This is a genomic window from Mucilaginibacter sp. BGA-UO-ETr-C110, assembly GCF_059567985.1.
On record NZ_JCAQPB010000002.1, the window covers coordinates 5,228,578 to 5,247,679 of the forward strand.

The 19,102-nt window shown below is 43.9% G+C and carries 18 protein-coding genes; 5 read left to right on the top strand and 13 right to left on the bottom strand.

Annotated elements, in window-relative coordinates; all coding sequences use genetic code 11:
• Positions 1-74 precede the first annotated feature (74 nt).
• The 6 genes from AC57BQ_RS22470 to AC57BQ_RS22495 form a co-directional block, all read right to left on the bottom strand.
• Positions 75-680: an HAD family hydrolase gene (locus tag AC57BQ_RS22470; protein WP_496408389.1), complete on the bottom strand. Its 606-nt coding sequence runs from the start codon at positions 678-680 to the stop codon at positions 75-77.
• On the bottom strand, positions 677-1,036 hold the full coding sequence (locus AC57BQ_RS22475; RefSeq protein ID WP_496408390.1) for a hypothetical protein: 360 nt from the start codon (positions 1,034-1,036) through the stop codon (positions 677-679). The genes AC57BQ_RS22470 and AC57BQ_RS22475 overlap by 4 nt, the downstream gene beginning before the upstream one ends.
• Positions 1,037-1,202: 166 nt before the next feature.
• Positions 1,203-2,513, bottom strand: a complete 1,311-nt coding sequence (thrC, locus tag AC57BQ_RS22480; RefSeq protein ID WP_496408391.1) for a threonine synthase — start codon at positions 2,511-2,513, stop codon at positions 1,203-1,205.
• Between the two features lie 146 nt (positions 2,514-2,659).
• A complete protein-coding gene (locus AC57BQ_RS22485) occupies positions 2,660-3,658 on the bottom strand; it encodes a homoserine kinase (protein ID WP_496408392.1) in 999 nt (332 codons plus the stop codon).
• A 45-nt stretch (positions 3,659-3,703) separates the two neighbouring features.
• On the bottom strand, positions 3,704-6,154 hold the full coding sequence (gene thrA, locus AC57BQ_RS22490) for a bifunctional aspartate kinase/homoserine dehydrogenase I (RefSeq protein WP_496408393.1): 2,451 nt from the start codon (positions 6,152-6,154) through the stop codon (positions 3,704-3,706).
• A gap of 227 nt (positions 6,155-6,381) precedes the next feature.
• Positions 6,382-7,167, bottom strand: a complete 786-nt coding sequence (locus AC57BQ_RS22495; protein WP_496408394.1) for a carbon-nitrogen hydrolase family protein — start codon at positions 7,165-7,167, stop codon at positions 6,382-6,384.
• A 75-nt stretch (positions 7,168-7,242) separates the two neighbouring features.
• On the opposite strand from AC57BQ_RS22495, the gene rsgA reads away from it, so the two are divergent.
• Positions 7,243-8,163: a ribosome small subunit-dependent GTPase A gene (gene rsgA / locus AC57BQ_RS22500; protein WP_496408395.1), complete on the top strand. Its 921-nt coding sequence runs from the start codon at positions 7,243-7,245 to the stop codon at positions 8,161-8,163.
• Between the two features lie 147 nt (positions 8,164-8,310).
• On the opposite strand, the gene AC57BQ_RS22505 is transcribed toward rsgA, so the two are convergent.
• Together AC57BQ_RS22505 and AC57BQ_RS22510 are read right to left on the bottom strand one after the other, a co-directional pair.
• Complete coding sequence (locus AC57BQ_RS22505) at positions 8,311-10,737, bottom strand: hypothetical protein (protein ID WP_496408396.1); 2,427 nt, start codon at positions 10,735-10,737, stop codon at positions 8,311-8,313.
• Positions 10,700-11,566: a hypothetical protein gene (locus tag AC57BQ_RS22510; RefSeq protein WP_496408397.1), complete on the bottom strand. Its 867-nt coding sequence runs from the start codon at positions 11,564-11,566 to the stop codon at positions 10,700-10,702. Before AC57BQ_RS22510 ends, AC57BQ_RS22505 begins: the two co-directional genes overlap by 38 nt.
• A 9-nt stretch (positions 11,567-11,575) precedes the next feature.
• On the opposite strand from AC57BQ_RS22510, the gene AC57BQ_RS22515 reads away from it, so the two are divergent.
• Positions 11,576-11,806 carry a hypothetical protein gene (locus tag AC57BQ_RS22515; RefSeq protein WP_496408398.1) on the top strand — a complete coding sequence of 77 codons (231 nt, stop codon included), beginning with the start codon at positions 11,576-11,578 and terminating at the stop codon, positions 11,804-11,806.
• A gap of 78 nt (positions 11,807-11,884) precedes the next feature.
• Here the strand turns inward: AC57BQ_RS22515 and AC57BQ_RS22520 are convergent, their stop codons facing one another.
• Positions 11,885-13,120, bottom strand: a complete 1,236-nt coding sequence (locus AC57BQ_RS22520) for a cystathionine gamma-synthase family protein (protein WP_496408399.1) — start codon at positions 13,118-13,120, stop codon at positions 11,885-11,887.
• Between the two features lie 197 nt (positions 13,121-13,317).
• Between AC57BQ_RS22520 and dtd the strand changes: the two genes are divergently transcribed.
• From dtd to AC57BQ_RS22535, 3 genes are all read left to right on the top strand, one after another.
• Positions 13,318-13,776 (top strand): D-aminoacyl-tRNA deacylase, encoded by a 459-nt coding sequence (gene dtd, locus AC57BQ_RS22525; RefSeq protein WP_496408400.1) that lies wholly within the window; start codon positions 13,318-13,320, stop codon positions 13,774-13,776.
• 20 nt (positions 13,777-13,796) lie between these two features.
• Positions 13,797-14,123, top strand: a complete 327-nt coding sequence (locus AC57BQ_RS22530) for a nucleotide pyrophosphohydrolase (protein WP_496408401.1) — start codon at positions 13,797-13,799, stop codon at positions 14,121-14,123.
• Between the two features lie 115 nt (positions 14,124-14,238).
• Positions 14,239-15,123: a DUF4349 domain-containing protein gene (locus AC57BQ_RS22535; RefSeq protein ID WP_496408402.1), complete on the top strand. Its 885-nt coding sequence runs from the start codon at positions 14,239-14,241 to the stop codon at positions 15,121-15,123.
• A 119-nt stretch (positions 15,124-15,242) separates the two neighbouring features.
• Here AC57BQ_RS22535 and AC57BQ_RS22540 read toward each other — a convergent pair whose 3' ends face one another.
• From AC57BQ_RS22540 to rnhB, 4 genes are all read right to left on the bottom strand, one after another.
• On the bottom strand, positions 15,243-15,959 hold the full coding sequence (locus AC57BQ_RS22540; RefSeq protein ID WP_496408403.1) for a 2-phosphosulfolactate phosphatase: 717 nt from the start codon (positions 15,957-15,959) through the stop codon (positions 15,243-15,245).
• Between the two features lie 94 nt (positions 15,960-16,053).
• The gene (gene gcvT, locus AC57BQ_RS22545; RefSeq protein WP_496408404.1) at positions 16,054-17,133 is read right to left on the bottom strand and encodes a glycine cleavage system aminomethyltransferase GcvT; all 1,080 of its coding nucleotides are present in this window, start codon (positions 17,131-17,133) and stop codon (positions 16,054-16,056) included.
• 98 nt (positions 17,134-17,231) lie between these two features.
• Positions 17,232-18,404, bottom strand: coding sequence for a glycosyltransferase family 4 protein (locus AC57BQ_RS22550; RefSeq protein WP_496408405.1), 1,173 nt, complete (start codon positions 18,402-18,404; stop codon positions 17,232-17,234).
• An 84-nt stretch (positions 18,405-18,488) separates the two neighbouring features.
• Positions 18,489-19,085: a ribonuclease HII gene (gene rnhB / locus AC57BQ_RS22555; protein ID WP_496408406.1), complete on the bottom strand. Its 597-nt coding sequence runs from the start codon at positions 19,083-19,085 to the stop codon at positions 18,489-18,491.
• Positions 19,086-19,102: the final 17 nt, after the last annotated feature.

Genomic DNA, 19,102 nt, shown 5'->3' on the forward strand with positions numbered 1-19,102 from the left:
ACCCTGCTGGTGGGGTGCCGAAACAAGTTCGGCATGACTTCGGGGCCTAATAAGCTCAGACTGACAGGCCTCTTCTACAACAATTCCAACTCTTCCAATTCCTTTTCCAACTGCCCGGCCCAGGTAAAGTGTATACTTTTAATGCCGGCTTTTTCGGCAGCTAATATATTACGGTAGTTATCGTCGATGAATAGGGCTGCCTGTGGATCAACCTGGTAACGATCCAGCAGGATCTGGTAAAACTCTGGTGCCGGCTTGCGCATCTTCTCGGCACCTGACACCACAATACCATCAAACCAGCCTAAAAAATCATAACGCGCCAAAGCCACCGGGAAAGTTTCGGCCGACCAGTTGGTGAGCGCGTATATTTTGTATTTGCCACTTGTTTTTAGCCTCCTGAACAGCTCCACTGTATCGTGAAAGGGTTCGCCAAGCATTTCCTCCCATCGACCGTAAAACGCGCGGATATTGGCTTCGTGCTGCGGATGTTGAGCCACCAACAGATCGGTACCCTCCTGCAAGGAGCGACCAGCATCCTGTTCCTCGTTCCAGTCGGATGTACAAACCCTTGCCAGGAAATCTTTCATTTCCTGTTCATCGGTAAACAGGGTACGGTACATGTAGTGCGGGTTCCAGTCGATCAAGACTGCGCCCAGATCAAATATGATGGTATTGATCATTTCTTTTTATCGGAATGTTCGTAAACTTTAACATCGGTAACCACGGAATCTTTCAGGGAAAGGATCAGTTTTTTAACGTAAATAGTTTTACCCTTCTTCCTTGCTTCATCAATATCATACACCATTTCTGTGGTATTGCTCAGTTGCGGACGATGCAGCAGGTGAATCACTTCCTGGTATTTTAAACCCTTGAGTTTATAACTTTTTAACAGGTCCTCCAGCATCTTATCCCTGTTTGGAAACTCCAACCCATCGCCATAGTCCCAGTTTTCACGGTCAAATTTTATGTGGCGTTTACACGCCGCAAAAGACAGGACGATTACACAGAACAGTAGGATTGCTTTTTTATTAAACATAGTGCCAAAAATCATTGATCAAATATAGCAAGATTCGATTAACGAGCTTTTTATAAAAGAAAATGTCATTGCGAGGAGGAACGACGAAGCAATCGCGAACAATACAAGGCGACTCTGTAAAGTATGCGATTGCTTCGTTCCTCGCAATGACATAATGGAGAGTATTTTATTCAGCTCCTAACAAGTACGCCTTAAAATCTGCAAAATCCTTACTCAGCGGTACAGCTAGTTTTGTTTTTGATTGCAGCTCTTTTACCTGTTCCGGTATTTCGATCTTAGCGCTTATAGCTTCGCTGAAAACATCCGGAAACTTGCAGGGGTGGGCTGTTGATAAGAACACGCCGGCGGTATCCAAACCACTATGATCTTGTTGATAATCGGTTAGTGCCTGCCAGGCTATGGCGGTATGCGGGCACACTACATAGTCATAGGTATCAAACACCCAGTTAATGGCTTTTAGGGTTTCTTCGTCGTTATATTTAAAGCCAACAACCAGTTTTTTCAATTCATCCATATCATCTTTAAACAGATCGGCAATACGCACCCAGTTGCTTGGGTTACCCACATCCATAGCATTAGATAGGGTAGCCACCGATGGTTTTGGCTGATAAATGCCTGTTTTTAAAAACTCCGGAACGGTATCATTATCGTTGGTAGCCGCGATGAATTTTTCTACAGGTAAACCCATTTTCCAGGCCAGTAAACCCGCACCAATATTGCCAAAGTTTCCGCTCGGTACCGAGAAAATCACTTTTTTAACACCTTGTCTTAATAACTGCGCGTAAGCATTAAAGTAATAGAAAGTTTGGGGTACCAAACGTGCTATATTGATCGAGTTGGCCGATGTTAAACGGAATTTCGCATTCAGTTCCGCATCGGTAAAAGCTTGTTTTACCAGGGCCTGGCAGTCGTCAAATGTACCTTCCACTTCCAGTGCGCGGATGTTTTGGCCATTGGTGGTTAACTGCTGCTCTTGCACACCGCTTACTTTGCCCTGCGGGTATAATATGGTTACCCGGGTATTAGGTACACCCAAAAAGCCCAGTGCTACTGCACCGCCAGTATCGCCGCTGGTAGCCACCAGTACATCCAGTTGTTTTTCGCCTTCCTCTAAAAAATAGCTCATCACCCGGCTCATGAAACGGGCGCCAAAATCTTTAAAAGCCAATGATGGACCATGGAAAAGCTCCAGCACATGCACGTTATCATCCAGTTTTACAACAGGAGCAGGGAAGTTGATCGCATCATCGATCAACGCTTTCAGATCAGTTTCCGGAATAGAATCCCCCAGGAGATTTTGCGCTACCTTAAAAGCGATCTCGGGCAGGGAATATTTATCCAGGTTATTGATAAAATCCGCATCTAAGCGAGGGATATTGTAAGGCATATATAAACCTTTATCCTGCGGCATGCTGTTAAAAACCGCGTCTTTAAAAGATACTTCTGATAAGGTGTTGTTGGTACTGTAGAGTTTCATTTTTTTATGATTTCTTCTCCGCGCGTCATTGCGAGGTACGAAGCAATCCCCGACTATGCAGATTCGCTCTGTAAAGCTTAGAGATTGCTTCGTACCTCGCAATGACGGTTGGGTTATTTTTTTGACTTTTTAATTTTCAATTTGACTTAAAACCTCGCTATTACCTTTGGACCAGCATCATTAATGGTGGATACATAAGTATTCGAGCCAATTTTCAATCCGGTTAAATGTTGCTGCAATTTTTGAGTAATCAGGTTGGCTGTTTCTTCGTCCTTAGTAAATGCAAAAACAGATGGACCAGAACCGGAGATGCCGAAGCTTACCGCGCCCATGCCCATAGCTATTTCGCGCATTTTATAAAAATCAGGGATCAGCATGGAGCGTACCGGCTCTACCAGCACATCTTTCATACTGCGACCTATCAGGTCAATGTCCTGCATAAATAAACCGCTTACCAGTCCGGCTATATTGCCCCACTGAGTTACCGCGTCTTTCATCTGTATATTTTTGCGGATGATCTGACGGGCTTCCCTTGTAGGTACATCCACATCAGGGAATACGATAGCACAGTAAAGATCCTTCGGGTGGGGCAGTCTTACCACATCTAGTGGTTCGTAACTGCGTATCAATACAAAGCCGCCAAATAAAGCAGGGGCAACGTTATCCGCATGACCCTGACCGCAAGCCATTTCCTCGCCTTTCATGGCAAAAGGCAGCAGGTTTATCGGATCAGATTCATCGCCCAATAAAGTTTTAATAGCGAATAAGCCCGCAACCGTACTGGCCGAACTGGAACCCAGTCCGCTGCCTATAGGCATTTTTTTGTGCAGTTCTATATCCAAGCCAACATCAGTACGACCAATGCTCTGCAAATAATGCAGCACGCTTACGCTCACCGTGTTTTTGGCCGGATCAAGCGGTAAGCGACCGTCATCGCCGGTAATTTTGCTGATGGTGATGCCCGGTTTGTCGGTCATGCGCATGATCACTTCATCGCCCGGTTCATTAACGGCAAAGCCGAGCACATCAAAACCGCAAACCACGTTGGCTACAGTGGCTGGGGCAAAAACGTGAACCCCTCTGCCCCCTGAAGGGGGAGCTATATGCGAGGGGTTTTTTAATTCTTCTATTTTATTATCTTCCATTTTTTTATCAAACTATAGTTCCCCCTTCAGGGAGTTAGGGGGCTTTTAATTAGCGCCCAGATTTATCAGATCAGCAAACACACCGGCTGCGGTAACTTCAGCACCGGCACCAGGGCCTTTTACCACCAGCGGGCGTTCTTTATACCTATCGGTAGTGAAGGAGATGATATTATCACTGCCCGATAGCATATAGAAAGGGTGGTTTTCATCAACCATTTGCAGGGTGATGGTTACTTTACCATTCTCCAATTTGCCTATATAACGTAGTACCTTGCCATCTTTTGCAGCCTGGTCTTTCAGTTTGGCAAAATGGGCATCCTCTGTTTTTAACGTGGCATAAAAATCTTCTACCGATTTTGCTTCCAGGCTGGCTTTTGGCAATACGCTTTCAATCTCTACATCCGCTTCTTCCATAGCGTAACCGGCATCACGGGCCAGGATCAGCATTTTGCGCATAAAATCTTTCCCGCTCAGGTCATCGCGCGGATCGGGTTCGGTATAGCCTTTTTCCTGTGCTTCTTTTACCACATCGTGGAAATTAGCATCGCCCTTAAAGTTATTAAAGATGAACGATATGGTGCCCGACAAAATAGCCTCGATACGCTGTACCCGGTCGCCGCTGTTCATCAGGTTTTTTAGCGTGTTGATGATCGGCAAACCCGCACCTACGTTGGTCTCGTAGAAAAAGTCGACCCCATGACGGCGCGCGGTATCTTTAAAGATTTTGTATTGCTGGTAGCTGCCGGAGTTACCTATTTTATTACAGGTGATCACCGATATATTAGCTTTAAACACTTGCTCATAAAAACCTATTGGCACCGGGCTGGCGGTATTATCAATAAATACGCAGTTGGGCAGGTTCATTTCTTTCATTTTGCTGATGAAGCTCTGCAGATCGGCCTCGTAAGGTGATGCTTGCAGGTCATCCTGCCAGGTATCCAGCGATACGCCATCGCTGTTAAAAGTCATTTTACGGGTATTGCTGATACCCGCTATTTTTACCTGTATGCCGTTGTTATCTTTCAGATACTGGCTGTGGGCATTCAATTGGTTAAACAGTGTTTTACCGATATTCCCGGTACCCAGGCAAAAGGCATGCAGCGTTTTGGTGAGCTGCACAAAAAAGGCATCGTGCACCGCATTCAAGGCTTTGGAAAGATCATTGGCCGAGATGATCACCGAGATATTATATTCTGACGATCCCTGCGCAATGGCCCTTACATTAACCCCGTTACGCCCCAACGCATGGAACAATTTGCCCGACATGCCTGGTGTTTGTTTCATGTTTTCGCCCACAATAGCCAGTATGGCCAGGTTCTTTTCGATCACCAGGTGCTCCAGTTTTTTGGCCAGCAGTTCCAGTTCGAACTCTTGTTCTATCACCTGTTTGGCACGTTCGGTGTCCTGAGGCTGTACCGCGAAGGTGATGCTATGCTCTGATGACGACTGGGTGATGAGGATCACGTTGATCTGCTCACGGGCCAGCAACGAGAACAAGCGGCCGCTAAAGCCCGATTTACCCACCATGCCGCTGCCTTCCAGATTGAGGATGCTGATATTATTGATAGAAGAGATCCCTTTGATAGGCAGGCTTGATGCCTTGCAATCGTGACGGATCACGGTACCTTCAAACTCAGGTTCAAAAGTGTTTTTGATCACGATAGGAATCTTTTTCAAGAAAGCCGGGATCATGGTTGGCGGATAGATCACCTTGGCGCCGAAGTAGGAAAGCTCCATCGCCTCGGTATAGGTAAGTTCTGTCAGCGAGAAAGCCTTTTTCACCATCCGCGGGTCGGCGGTCATCATACCGTTAACGTCTGTCCAGATCTGTATTTCCTTAGCATTGAGTGCCGAGCCAAATATAGCCGCGGTATAATCACTGCCGCCCCGTCCCAGGGTGGTTGTTTGGCCTACATCGTTGCCTGCTATAAAGCCGGTTACTAGGAGCATTTTATCTTTATTGGCCTCGTACAGGTTACGGATCAGCATTTCAGACAGCTCGGTATTCACTTTGGCATTACCAAATGCGCTGTCGGTTTTTATCACCTCGGCGGCATCAACAAAAAGAACATCCTTAAAATGCTGAGCAGCTATTTTGCTCACCATAATGGTGGAGCAGCGCTCGCCATAGCTTAATATCTGATCGCGGGTTTTGGGGGTAAGTTCCCTAAGGGTCAGTACGCCCTGCAGCAACTCTTCCAGCTGGTTAAAATGAATTTTTAAACGGGTAAACGCCGGGTTTTGGTTTTGCACATCGAGCAGGCTTTTCACCACATCAAAATGGCGTTTTTCCAGTTCGGCCAGGGCCGCGGTAAATTCCTTGCCTTCGGAGGCATCCTCGGCCATTGATGCCAGCAGGTTGGTTACCCCGCCCATGGCTGATAGTACCACCACCGGTTTTTCCGGGTTTCTAAATTCATCGCCAAGGATGTTTAAAAGAGTTTGGATGCTTGCTATTGATCCTACGGATGTACCGCCAAATTTTAGAACTTTCATTTATGGTTTAGTGTCAATAATATTTAAACAAAAAAGCCTTCCTCTTTGCGGAGGAAGGCTTTCATTTGGTTTCTTTTTTATGTTTTTACACCATACGATTATCTTCCTCCGAGGTTTATGCCGGTGGTAATAATAATGGTAGTAATGGTGTTGTTAAGTGTCATATATAATGTCCGTAAAGTAAGTAGATTATTTTCTGAATTGCAAGTTAAAAATGTTTTATTTTTTTAATACAATTCCGGCTTAAATCTTTTGGCTAATAAACCTGTAGCCCGCTCCATATCTATCTCTGCTACAAAAACGCCCGCTTTTTGATAAGGTTGATATGCGATACACTGCCCTTGCGGCCCTATTAAAGAGCTGGCCGACTCCGGGTAACGGGTAGTATAATTGGAGCTTGCAAAGTATATGGTGTTTTCTAATGCTCTCATCATCATTGCCTTTTCATAATAGGGGCTGTCTTTATCTCCCCAATTTGTAATTTCAACACCCTGTACATCACCTCCGGCAAAATGAGGGTGAAATACTATTTTGGTATCGCGCCGGGCAGCCCACCTTACCAATTCGGGATACCGGAAGCCTTCATGGCATATAACAATGCCAAACTTTACACCATTTACCTCAAAAACTCGTCGTTCGGTACCCGGAACCCAAATATCATCTTCGGTAGGATCAAGTTGAGTTTTTGCCTGGTATCCTAATACTTCACCCGTATTTGATATAACATAGGCCACATTTAAAAGCCCTTTTTCGGAGTACCGGTCCATAGGGAGTATAATGGCGATGTTATTTTCTGCGGCTATTTTACAGGCTTTGTTGAGCGCTGCCTGAAGCTTTTCGGGCGAGCCCTCTTCAACTGTAAATTCCGCTGCCGGGTATCCGGGAATATAAGATTCCGGGAAACAAATGATCTCGGCTTGTTGTTTGGCTGCTTCTTTCACCAGGTTTTCAACCTGAAACAGGCCATCTTCAATAGATTTTGGAAAAGGCGGCGAGGCTATGGCAACTTTCATGATGTACTAAAATACGGGTTTGTTTTAAACATCATATTAATCCGTTAGGTAATTATTACTTTTGGGGTTAATAATATGCACGGATTAATCACCAAATCAACCGGAAGCTGGTACCAGGTACAAACACCCGATGGGCAACGTTTAGATTGCCGCATTAAGGGTAAGTTTAGAATGAAGGGTATCACCACCACCAACCCGGTAGCTGTTGGCGATATAGTTGATTTTGAAATGGAACCCGATAGTCAAAACGGTGTGATCACTAATCTGCATCAGCGTAAAAACTATATTATCCGTAAGTCTATCAACCTGAGTAAGCAAGCGCAGGTCATTGCCGCTAATCTTGACCAGGCGCTGCTCGTGGTTACCCTGGCATCGCCCCGAACTTCATTGGGCTTTATCGACCGTTTCCTGGTGACTGCCGAGGCTTATGATATCCCTGCACGCCTTATATTTAACAAACTCGACCTGTTTAGCGATGAAGGCCTGGAAATTCTGGCCGATTATAAATCGATATACGAAAATATCGGCTACCCATGCTTTGAGGTATCAGCATTGGATGGTACCAATATCGACCAGGTGCAGGAGCTGCTGAAAGACAAGGTGACCCTATTCTCGGGCCACTCCGGTGTGGGCAAATCAAGCCTGATCAATAGTCTGCTGCCCAACCTCGACCTCCGTACGCATATGGTATCTGAATGGAGCGACAAAGGCATGCACACCACTACCTTTGCCGAAATGTTCGAACTGCCTCAAGGCGGTTTCATTATTGATACCCCCGGCATCCGCGAGTTAGGCGTTATCGACATTGAAAAGCAGGAACTGGGTCACTTTTACCCAGAAATGCGCGAACGCATGAACGAGTGCCGTTTCAACAACTGCCGCCATATTAACGAGCCCGGCTGCGCCGTATTGGAAGCCCTCGAAAACGGCGAGATCGAACTATCCCGCTATGAAAGCTACCTGAGTATTTATCATGGTAATGATACAAGGGCGTAGGGTTGAGAAACAAGAGGTAAGAATTAAGACCATAAGGTCCCGCCCGTCATCCTGAACTTGTTTCAGGATCTCTCAGGACAAGCCTTATGCGACCGGGCTTGTGGGATGCCGAAACAAGTTCGGCATGACCTCATTCATATTATTAAACTACTTTCTGCCAGTCTTCAAAAAGTCCCTTAAATAACTGCAATCATTTACCGCCAGTTTATAATAGGCTGTTTTGCCATAACTTTTTTGTAATTCGGCAAAATAAGGGTTGCGCCTTACGGACTTGTCATATTCCTTTTCGGCATTTTGCAATTTGGTGTAATTATAATCTGGAAAATCGGAGTAGGATGGCAGTTTGATTTGTTTTTGACGGCATTTGGCAGCCATAAAGGTGCATTTGGCTTTAAACTCCGCACTGGTGCTCAATTGCCTGGCCTGCAAAAACAGCTTTTCGGCATTGGTTGTTTTTATATAGTCGGCATCATAGTAATACCGTGGCTTGCGGCCATAATCTATTGAAGACCAATCATAGCTGATCAGATACCAGGCATTACCATAGGTTGAGGTATTGTATAAAGCTGTAGCCATGGCAAAATAATAGGCCGAAGCATTTTTAGGGTCGGCTTTAATTTGTTTCTGGAAACCAGCCATGGCCTGTGCAAACTGGCGCTTATTATAGCCTTTACCATTTTTATTTAACAGCAATTTAGGATAATCGGGCATTTGATTGATGAACGGATCGGCACCGGTTGCTTTTTCATCGTAAAAATTGGTTGGGAATTTATTCAAAGCTTTTTCATTAACCTGGTTTAAAGCAGCAACAGCTTCGGGATATTTATGCTCGCGCAGATAGGCAGTACCAAGTAATTCATACAGATCATCACTTTTATAGGTAACCAGTTTTTTTGTCAGGAAATTAAGATACGGACTTGCCGGCGAGCTTTTTTTCCAGCCCACTATTTTATTGATGGCTGATGAATGCAGGTAATTTTGCCAAAAGCTGATGGTTTGATAACTTGGCTCTGTCACTTTTTTCACGGTAGCATCTCCCTGCAACATCACTAAAGCTGCTTTGCTGGTATCACGTTGTTTGAGGTATGCCGGCGCCATAATATTCTGATAAAAATTGCGGGCGGTGGCAGCAAAAGGATATTGCCCGTAAAAACCCCAATCCTGACTGGAGGTGTTTGCCTTAGCCTCATGGGCAACTTTTCCATCGAGCCATTTGAGCAATGGTAATAAGGCTGCTTCATTCACATCATTATATTGCTGTATGCCTTGTGCGGTGAGCAATAGCTGAATGATCTGTTTTTGATCATTAAATTTTTCGCTTAGCTTTTCGCCTTTAAGTGCGTCCAGGTAGGCCATACCGCCTTTGGTATCTTTTTGCATCCAGGCCATGTAGGCTTGTGCCAACTTAGCCAGGCCATATTCAGGGTATTTTTTTTCTGACGATAGTTGTTCACAAAAAGCATTCAACTGTTTCATGTGGTTTTGCGCACGGAGCCTGCTGCTATCGGCCAGTTTACCGTAGTAAGAATTAACCAGGATAGAATTACCTTCCGTTGTGGGCGTAAGATATTCTTCTTCCAGTTTATTAATCTCACGCACCAGCAATACACCCACCATATCAGATGTTGGTTCATACTGATAAACCTCTTTTAAGGAGCGGTTATCTAACTCAGAATTACTGAAACCATAAATAGCCATAATCGCCGCCTTCTCGCTTTTGCTGGTAGCCAATGCCAAAACCTGTGAGCTTTTTATACGTATATAGTTATAATTACGATAAGCCTGCACACGCCTTTCGGGATATTGGGCAAACACTTTTGAAAACAGGTAAGCGGCTTGTACGGTGTCCTTAAGCCAGCGCTCTTCGCCAGCCTTTAACGCCAGCGACCATCCCTTTACATTACTTTTGGATTTATAATCAGCTATGTATTTATCATATACATTAACCGCATCCTGATCATTACCACCATAATGCAGCAAACGCTGCGCCTGGTATAAAAATCTCAATTTGATGAACGCATCTTTTTCTGCAAGTGCATATTGCATGGCTTCTTTACCGGCGGCTTGCAGGCTTGCAGTATCTTTGGGTTTTGGATCCCAGTAATCTGATTTTACATTCGCTATCGCCTCTACACTTTTGGCAAACCGGTAATATTTCAACGCGCTTTTGTTCGATGGGAGCGCCTGCAGAAAGGTGTTATTCTTTAAGCTATCGGGCAGACTGCCTTTACCATCTAAGTATCCTACGTATAAAGCGGTATCGGCACTGCCTTTTAGTTTGTACATCGCTTTCTGCACATCCGCCGCTTTAATGCTGCTGCCTAAATACGCCGCCCACTCGCGCGAGTTAATTTCGGCCTCACTTACCCGTTCATCATCGTCATACAAAAATTTGTAACCAGTAAAATAAAATGGTTCGTATTCCTGCGTACGCTGCAGGTTGTTGTGAAAAAACGAGATGTAATAATCGTATGGGTCGGCCTCCGGACCGCAGGCAATGTTAATAGCAATTTCGGCAAAAAAGCAAATGATCAAACTAACGGAACAGATGAGTAGTTTTTTCGAGGTCGTCATAGGTATAGGTTTTTATAGTAGCTTCATCCAAGTGAAAATAAGTAACGTTTACCGTATCCGCTTTAATAAGCGGAGATAAATAGCTGGCCGTGGCCTGCAAATTACCCGCCGATACGTTTTCCCAGCGCAGTTCATCGTTGGTTTTTAAACCGTAATCTGGCAAATTGGTTTTAGCCCGGTAAATGTTATTTTTTATAAATATAAATTGATTTTTATTATTCAGATCATCGGATGAGATCCTTTTAGCTATACCGATATATTCCTTATTCCGGAAAGCTACGGCCCAGCTGAACAGAGGTAAACCGATATCAACAGGCATGGGATAAGCGGTCACATTATCGCCCAGGTATTTTTTTAATTCACTTATTTCTAAAATGGAGTTTTGCTCCCCGTACTTGCGCAGATTACCCATGTTATAACACATCAGCATTACCCGGTTTACAGGTGGGATTCCGCTCCCTTTTTGATTTTTTAGCTGATGCAGCCGCAGCGTAGCCGAAATAGTTTTTGCTTTCAGTTCTTTAACCTGGCGCAACTGTCCAAGCAGGTAAAAATAGTTTTCACGGGTTGAGGCCGTCCAATCGCAATCTATCTGTAATTCGGTAAAAGAGGTTTTGCCGGCCTGTTGCGCTTTGCCATTTACAAAGCGAACAATGTTACCAGCCAATGCATCAAGCTGTGGGCGAGTCGTAGTTTTTAGGACATTGTTAACGATGAATATTACGGGCACCATCTCCACCGTATCCGGAAGCTTGTTTTGAAATGTTATGGGCGATACCGGGGCCGGATTGATGCCACTCTCGTCCATATCCACATCCATGATACGCATATACAGTTTATGCGCGTGCAGCCTGTTCAGATAGCCGGATTCGGCTTGGTTACTTTTATAAACCGTTTTCCAGAAATAAAAAGAAGTGTTGATAACCCGGTTGTGCCGATGGCAGGAGGAGAGGCAAGAGCCTATGACGGAGCCAAGAACAAAGATAAAAAGAACAAGGATAGGGGAACGGGGAGTAACGACTTTTGGAACAAGGAGCAAAGACTTTTGGATAATCTTTTTCATCGTTAGCGTTTTATTTGCCTTGTTCTTTATTCCAAAAATCTTTGTTCCATGAATCCTTATTCTTTGCTCCTAAAGTCCTTGATTCTAATCCAAAGCGGCTTTAAAATCAGCCATCAGATCTTCCAGGTCTTCAATACCTATCGACAGGCGGATCATGGTTTCCGGGATGCCCATTTCGGCGCGTTTATCGGCACCTAATTCAAAAAATATGGTTTGGGCAACGGGAATAGACAAGGTGCGGGTATCGCCCAGGTTGCTTGATTTTACAACCAGTTTCAGTTTATTTAAAAAGGCCAGGCAATCAATGCTTTCATCCAGCTCAATACTCATCAAACCGCCGAATTTTTTGAATAGTTTACCAGCGCGCTCATGCTGCGGATGGCTTGCAACACCCGGGTAAAATACTTTTTTGATCTTAGGATGTGCCTCAAAATACCGAGCAAGTGCCAATGCATTGTTGCAGGCACGTTCCAAACGCAGGGCCAGTGTTTCGGCCCCTACAGAGATCGTATGTGCAGCCTCGGGCGATAATGTACCGCCAGAATCCCGAAGTCCTTTTTTACGGATCTGGGTAAGGCCCAGTGTTTCGGGTTTTACCTGCTTTTTAAAGGTCTCAAAAATATTAGGATAAGTAGTCCAGTTAAATAATCCGGTATCTGTAACACAGCCGCCCAGGGCATCGCCATGGCCACCAATGTATTTAGTTAAGGAGTTGATCACCAGGCTTGCTTTAACATCAATAGGGTTAAACAAGTATGGCGATGTCATGGTGTTATCCACCACATATATGATCCCTTTTTGTGAACAAAGCTCACCAATACCCTGCAGGTCGGCTACCTGAGTAGCAGGATTGGCAATGGTTTCCACAAACACCATTTTGGTGCTGGCTTTAATTTCGCCGCGTACATTTTCAACATCCGTAGCATCCACAAAAGTGATATCCAAACCCATATCAATATAAGTTTGAAAGATACTGCGGGTGTTACCAAACAGGAATGAACTGGCAACAATATGATCGCCGTGTTTTATAAGGGCCATTACCGTTGCCGAAATAGCCGCCATACCGGTTGAAAAAGCGATAGACGATAGTCCCCTTTCCATATTGGTTACCTTATGCTCCAGTGCGGTAACGGTAGGGTTACCCTGGCGAGAATAAGCGTAGCCTTTTTTCTTGTTCTGGAAAATATCAACCAGGTCCTGCACATCCTCATGTCCGTAAGTTACCGAAGTATGTATGGGTTTGTGCAATGAGCCATGCTCTGGTTTACCTAAGCGGTCGGCGTGTAAAATGGTGGTAGTAAAGCCTCTTTTTGTTGTCATTTTGTACCTATTAATTAAAAAACATAATAGCGGTTGCGAACTTAGTTTTTTTTGAGCAAAAAATAACGGTTTTGTTGTATAAGAAACAGGATATGAGAATCAAGAGACAAGAAAAAGCCATGAATTAAATAAAAAATCCTGTTTCTTATCTCATGATTCTTGACTCTTACTAACTTGCTGCTTTAAAATTTAAAACAATGAGAGCTGTTTTACAACGCGTTACTGAGGCCAGCTGCAAGGTTGATGGCAAGATCACAGGCGAGATCAAACTGGGTTTCCTGGTTTTATTGGGCATTGAAGAGGCCGATACTGATGATGATTTGAATTGGCTGGCCAATAAAATTACAGGCATGCGTGTTTTTGGAGATGAAAACGGGCTGATGAACAAAGCGCTGGCTGATGTTGACGGGGAGATCCTGCTTATCTCGCAATTTACCCTGTTTGCCCAGACAAAAAAGGGCAACCGGCCGTCCTTTATTAAGGCAGCCAGACCAGATAAAGCTATACCGATGTATGAGCAAATGATCAAAACATTGGAAACACTTACCGGCAAAAAGATAGCTACGGGTATTTTCGGCGCTGATATGAAGATAGGTCTTGTAAACGATGGACCGGTCACCATTATCATGGATACAAAGGATAAAGACAATCACTAAAAAATATTTATACTCTTTTTATGGAAATTAAAGAAGCGCAGCATCTTGTAGATAAGTGGATAAAAACCACGGGGATCCGGTATTTTAATGAGCTTACCAATACAGCCATTTTGATGGAAGAGGTAGGTGAAGTGGCCCGCATTATGGCGAGGCAGTATGGTGAGCAATCATTTAAAAAATCGGATACAGAGGTTAACCTGGCAGATGAAATGGCAGATGTGTTGTTTGTATTGATATGCCTTGCTAACCAAACCGGAATTGACCTCACGGATGCGCTGGAGAAGAATATGGAAAAGAAAAGCATCCGTGATGCCGACCGGCATAAGAATAATGAAAAGCTGAAATAAAGCAACAAAACAGAATTATATTTTGAAATAATAATTTATTTGGAATTTAATTTTGTTTTTGCGTAGATTTACAAGGCTGATCAGAATTTATGGTAACACATTAATTAGCCTTGTTATGAAAGCGTATCTTATTTCGATTACCCTATTACTGTCTCTATCTGCATGCGGACATAAAGCTGAAGAGCAAAAAGAAAAAGCACAAACCAGGTTGTTTGCCCCCCCGGTTGTAAAAGCGGATGAAGAAGTGCTTGAAAAAGCTTCTGTTATGCAGGATGTCGTCCTTGCGGAGCCATCAGGCAATTCTAATAACACCAGTCAGATACGTGATACCACAAAAAAGATCATTAAAACCGGCACTATTCAGTTTGAAGCCAGCAATATTAATGCTGCCCGTAAAAAGATCCTGCAATCGCTCAAAAAATATGGGGGCTATGTGGACGAGGATAATCAAACCACCAATAGCGATATAAACCGTAAGGAGTATAATTTAAAAATAAGTATCCCGGCTAAGTATTTTGACTTTTTGGTTGATTCGGTGTCGGCCTCGGCCGATAAGATCGATACCAAGAACATTTCCATAACCGATGTTACTACCCGGTACATCGACATGAAAACCCGGTTGGATAATAAAAAGATCCTGGAAACCCGCTATCTCGAACTGCTTAAAAAAGGAACAAAGATCTCGGACCTGCTGGAGATTGAAAATAAGCTGACCGAGATCCGCAGCGATATTGAATCGGCCCAGGGACAGCTGAACTACCTGAATAAACAAGTTGCCTACAGTTCCCTGGATATCACTTTTTATACAAAAGCAACTACCCAGAATGTTGATGATCAGTTTACTTATAAATTTAAATCCTCCATCACTACCGGATGGGTATTTTTAAAGAACCTGTTTTTCGGGATAATTTCAATCTGGCCTCTCCTGGTAATTGCAGGGATTATTTACTTCATGTTAAAAAGCTGGAGAAAGAGAAGAAGGGTTAAACATGCAGAGTAGTTCTTTTTCATGTCATTGCGAGGTACGAAGCAATCTCCTCGCGTGCCTCTACTGGGGATGAGATTGCTTCGTACCTCGCAATGACGTGATGGTTGTATTATACTAAAAATGAACCTTACCTAAACCAACCTCACCAACCGCTCTCCCTCTAACACAGGGATTGCGGTTGTAATATCGATTTGCAAGCAAAACTCAATATCTTTTTCTATACCTAATTTTTTAAGTCGCTCCCCGTGTGATGTTTTCTTCAGGTAAAGGTTAATGTCATCTTTGCCCAACTGAAAAAGATCATTAGCGGCAATGGCGGCATCATCCAATACAAAGTCTTCGGTTTTTAGCTGCTCAATTACAGCACCGGCGAACAGGGTGTCTTCCAGGTTAAAATTATTTTTCCAGCCGGCACATACCAGTAATATATTTTCGTGCTGGGTTTTTAACCAGTTACTTAATGCAGTAAGATTTAAAAATGAGCCAATAACAATACGTTTGGCGCTACGTGATAAATGCAGCGCGTGCGTGCCGTTGGTAGTAGTAAGCACCACCGTTTTACCCGCCACCTTTTCGGCAGTGTAGGAGAATGGCGAGTTGCCAAAATCAAAGCCGTCTACTACTTTTCCATCACGCTCTGCTGCCAGAAGGTAATCCAGCCCTTTCTCTCTATACGCGGAACACTCCTCAACCTGTGATACCGGGATAATAGCCTCAGCACCGTTTTCAATACCATAACATATAGATGATGTTGCCCTGAAAATATCAATAACCACTACAATGTATTCTTCTACATTATAAAGCGACAGCAATGCCGGGGTAAGGCAAACGTTTAAATTTTTAGTCATTTGTGATTTGGTCATTATATCATTTAGTCATCAGGTCATTATTGCAATGAGCCAACAAAAATGACTTAATGACCAAATGACCCGAAGAAAATGACTACTTATAGAAAGGCGGCTTTACAATTTTAGCCTTCACTTTGTTATCCCTGATGCTGATGTATATGTCAGCGCCTTCTTTGGCAAACTCGGTATTTATATAACCCATGCCAATGGCTTTTTGTAGCGATGGTGATTGTGTTCCGGATGTTACTTTCCCTATGTTGTTACCGTCGGCATCAACAATAGGATAGTCGTGACGGGGGATACCGCGTTCGATCATTTCAAAGCCTACCAGCTTGCGGCTCACACCGGCTTGTTTTTGCTGTTGCAGCGCCTCGGAATTGGTAAATGTTTTGCTGAATTTGGTTACCCAACCCAAACCGGCTTCCAGCGGAGAGGTGGCATCATCAATATCATTGCCATATAAGCAAAAGCCCATTTCCAGGCGTAAGGTATCGCGTGCGCCTAAACCGATTGGTTTAATGCCAAATGGTTCGCCGGCTTTAAAAATAGCTTCCCAGATCTGATCGGCATATTGGTTATCGAAATAGATCTCAAAGCCACCTGCACCTGTATATCCGGTAGCAGATATGATCACATTATCAATACCGGCAAATTTCCCACGGTTAAAAGTGTAATACTCCATAGATACCAGGTCGACATCGGTAAGGCTTTGCAGTGCTTCAGCTGCTTTAGGGCCTTGGATAGCCAGCAGCGAGGTGCGATCTGATATATTCTTCATCTCCACACCCATGGTGTTATATTTAGATATCCAGTTCCAGTCCTTTTCAATGTTGGAGGCATTAACCACCAGCATATAGGTTTTTTCATCTAAACGATAAACCAGCAGGTCATCCACAATACCACCATCCTCATTAGGCAGGCAGGAGTATTGTACTTTGCCGTCATATAATTTGGAAGCATCGTTGCTGGTAACCTGTTGTATCAAGTCAAGGGCATGGTCGCCTTTCAAAATAAATTCGCCCATGTGACTTACATCAAATACACCTACCGCTTTACGTACAGTTTCGTGTTCGGCGTTTATCCCGGCATATTGCACAGGCATATTGTAACCAGCAAAGGGTACCATTTTGGCGCCAGCTTTAATGTGTGTATCTGTTAAGGCAGTGTTCTTCATCGTTAACGTTTATGGCGCAAAAGTAATTATTCTGACGGGAATTTCTAAGGCCCAATGAGCCTTGATTTTTGAGGTCAAATTTTAAGGGGACTTAAGGACTAACTCAGCTTCTCATAAAACTGCGCCAAGTCATGACTTACCGCGTTTACATCGTGCTGCTGTTCAACCAGCTTTCGCGCGTTTGTGCCTATAGTACGGCAATATTCCTCATCGGTAATACAACGCTCAATGGCATCATAAAACTCTTCCTGGTTATTGGCTATAATAATGTTGGTGCCGTTTTCGAAATTTATACCTTCGGCCCCGATGGATGTGGAAATAATACACTTTTTCATGGCCATGCCCTCCACAATTTTCACCCGCATACCACCGCCCGATAAAAGTGGCACAATCATAATAGCTTTGCTATTTACAAATTCAAACGCATCGTCAACTTCGCCCTGGATAAATATTTTACCCATCACTTCGTAATCATCAAAACGATCGGGAATGTTGTGTCCGGCCACATAAAACTTTACGCGCAGATCGCCATCGGTGAGGTCTTTATGAAAATTGTCAATAAACCACTCAATACCTTCGCGGTTAGGCAGCCAGTCTAACGATCCCAGGAAAAACAAGCTTGGAAATTCTGTTTTTTCAAAATCGGGCCGGTACAGGGTAAGATCGATCCCTACCGGGAATATTTCAACCGGGATAGTGGTTCCGTATGATAGGATGGTATTTTTATCTTCGGTTGTAAAAACGGCAATAGCATCAACCTTGTTGAGTTGCTGTAGCTCATAATCCTTTACCCGCCGGGCCAGCATACGCAGATACCATTTTTTAAACAGGTCGCTTTTTTGCTGCGCCAGCCGTTGCCATACCTGGTGCTCAATATTATGTGAGCGATAAATCAGTTTGGCCCTGGAATGCTTACGTATAGCCGCTAAGTAAGGGGTTACAAACAAACCTTCAAACTGCACAATATCATAAGCCGTTTGCCTAAGCTCACGTATTAATAGTTTTTCGAACTCTGCATCATAATACCGGTCAATATCATTTGATTTTTTGCTGATCAGGTTTATTAGTCCATCCAGCATGGATATACTGATGTCGATATTATAGGTAGTATAATTTATTTTAGTCAGCAGGTCATCCGTTACTTCGTGTGGGCTTCCGTTATATTTTTTGGCGTTCAACGCCACCAACGATACCTTATGTCCAAGCGCAACCAGGCCTTTTATGGTGTTACACACCACAATGGCATAGCCTCCGTTTTGCGGAAACGGCACTCGGTGAGTTAAAATAAGGATTTTCAATTGAATATCTGGTTTGGTGCAAAAATACCAACCAAAACGCCGTAATCAAAGGTATCGTTAAAAAATACTTAACTGCGGGTCGGTAACACGGAAAGTACGGCGATGATATGGGGTATATCCTATCTTCATGACCGTTTCGCGGTGTTTAATGGTAGGGTAGCCTTTATTGCTATGCCAATCATACTCAGGATGCTCGGCCGCTATCTGCAGCATAAAATCGTCACGATAGGTTTTGGCCAATATAGATGCCGCTGCTATACTGAAAAATTTACCGTCGCCTTTGATGATACATTCATGCGGAATGTCAGGATATTTTTTGAAACGGTTGCCGTCGATAATTAGAAACTGAGGGGCTAAATGTAATTTTTCGATAGCCCGGTGCATCGCCAGGAAAGAGGCATTTAAAATATTGATCTTGTCGATCTCCAGGTTATCAACCGATGCCACGGCGAAGGCTATAGCTTTTTGTTCTATTTCTGTCCGTAGCTGGTATCTTATATCCTCAGATAATTGTTTGGAGTCGTTCAGCAAATGATGGTCAAAATCTGGCGGAAGTATTACCGCAGCAGCAAACACAGGTCCGGCCAAACAGCCACGCCCGGCTTCATCGCATCCCGCCTCAATCAAATCATACTGGTACCTGGCTGATAACATATGGGCAAATATAAGAA

Bases quoted from the DNA above. Each gene is read 5' to 3' on its own strand.
- rnhB (WP_496408406.1), bottom strand. From the start codon at position 19,085: ATGTTATCAGCCAGGTACCAGTATGATTTGATTGAGGCGGGATGCGAT.
- AC57BQ_RS22495 (WP_496408394.1), bottom strand. From the start codon at position 7,167: ATGAAAGTTGCCATAGCCTCGCCGCCTTTTCCAAAATCTATTGAAGAT.
- gcvT (WP_496408404.1), bottom strand. From the start codon at position 17,133: ATGAAGAACACTGCCTTAACAGATACACACATTAAAGCTGGCGCCAAA.
- AC57BQ_RS22520 (WP_496408399.1), bottom strand. From the start codon at position 13,120: ATGACAACAAAAAGAGGCTTTACTACCACCATTTTACACGCCGACCGC.
- AC57BQ_RS22475 (WP_496408390.1), bottom strand. From the start codon at position 1,036: ATGTTTAATAAAAAAGCAATCCTACTGTTCTGTGTAATCGTCCTGTCT.
- AC57BQ_RS22515 (WP_496408398.1), top strand. From the start codon at position 11,576: ATGCGCGTGCAGCCTGTTCAGATAGCCGGATTCGGCTTGGTTACTTTT.
- AC57BQ_RS22510 (WP_496408397.1), bottom strand. From the start codon at position 11,566: ATGCGTATCATGGATGTGGATATGGACGAGAGTGGCATCAATCCGGCC.
- AC57BQ_RS22470 (WP_496408389.1), bottom strand. From the start codon at position 680: ATGATCAATACCATCATATTTGATCTGGGCGCAGTCTTGATCGACTGG.
- thrA (WP_496408393.1), bottom strand. From the start codon at position 6,154: ATGAAAGTTCTAAAATTTGGCGGTACATCCGTAGGATCAATAGCAAGC.
- thrC (WP_496408391.1), bottom strand. From the start codon at position 2,513: ATGAAACTCTACAGTACCAACAACACCTTATCAGAAGTATCTTTTAAA.
- AC57BQ_RS22530 (WP_496408401.1), top strand. From the start codon at position 13,797: ATGGAAATTAAAGAAGCGCAGCATCTTGTAGATAAGTGGATAAAAACC.
- dtd (WP_496408400.1), top strand. From the start codon at position 13,318: ATGAGAGCTGTTTTACAACGCGTTACTGAGGCCAGCTGCAAGGTTGAT.
- AC57BQ_RS22535 (WP_496408402.1), top strand. From the start codon at position 14,239: ATGAAAGCGTATCTTATTTCGATTACCCTATTACTGTCTCTATCTGCA.
- AC57BQ_RS22485 (WP_496408392.1), bottom strand. From the start codon at position 3,658: ATGGAAGATAATAAAATAGAAGAATTAAAAAACCCCTCGCATATAGCT.
- AC57BQ_RS22540 (WP_496408403.1), bottom strand. From the start codon at position 15,959: ATGACTAAAAATTTAAACGTTTGCCTTACCCCGGCATTGCTGTCGCTT.
- AC57BQ_RS22505 (WP_496408396.1), bottom strand. From the start codon at position 10,737: ATGACGACCTCGAAAAAACTACTCATCTGTTCCGTTAGTTTGATCATT.
- rsgA (WP_496408395.1), top strand. From the start codon at position 7,243: ATGCACGGATTAATCACCAAATCAACCGGAAGCTGGTACCAGGTACAA.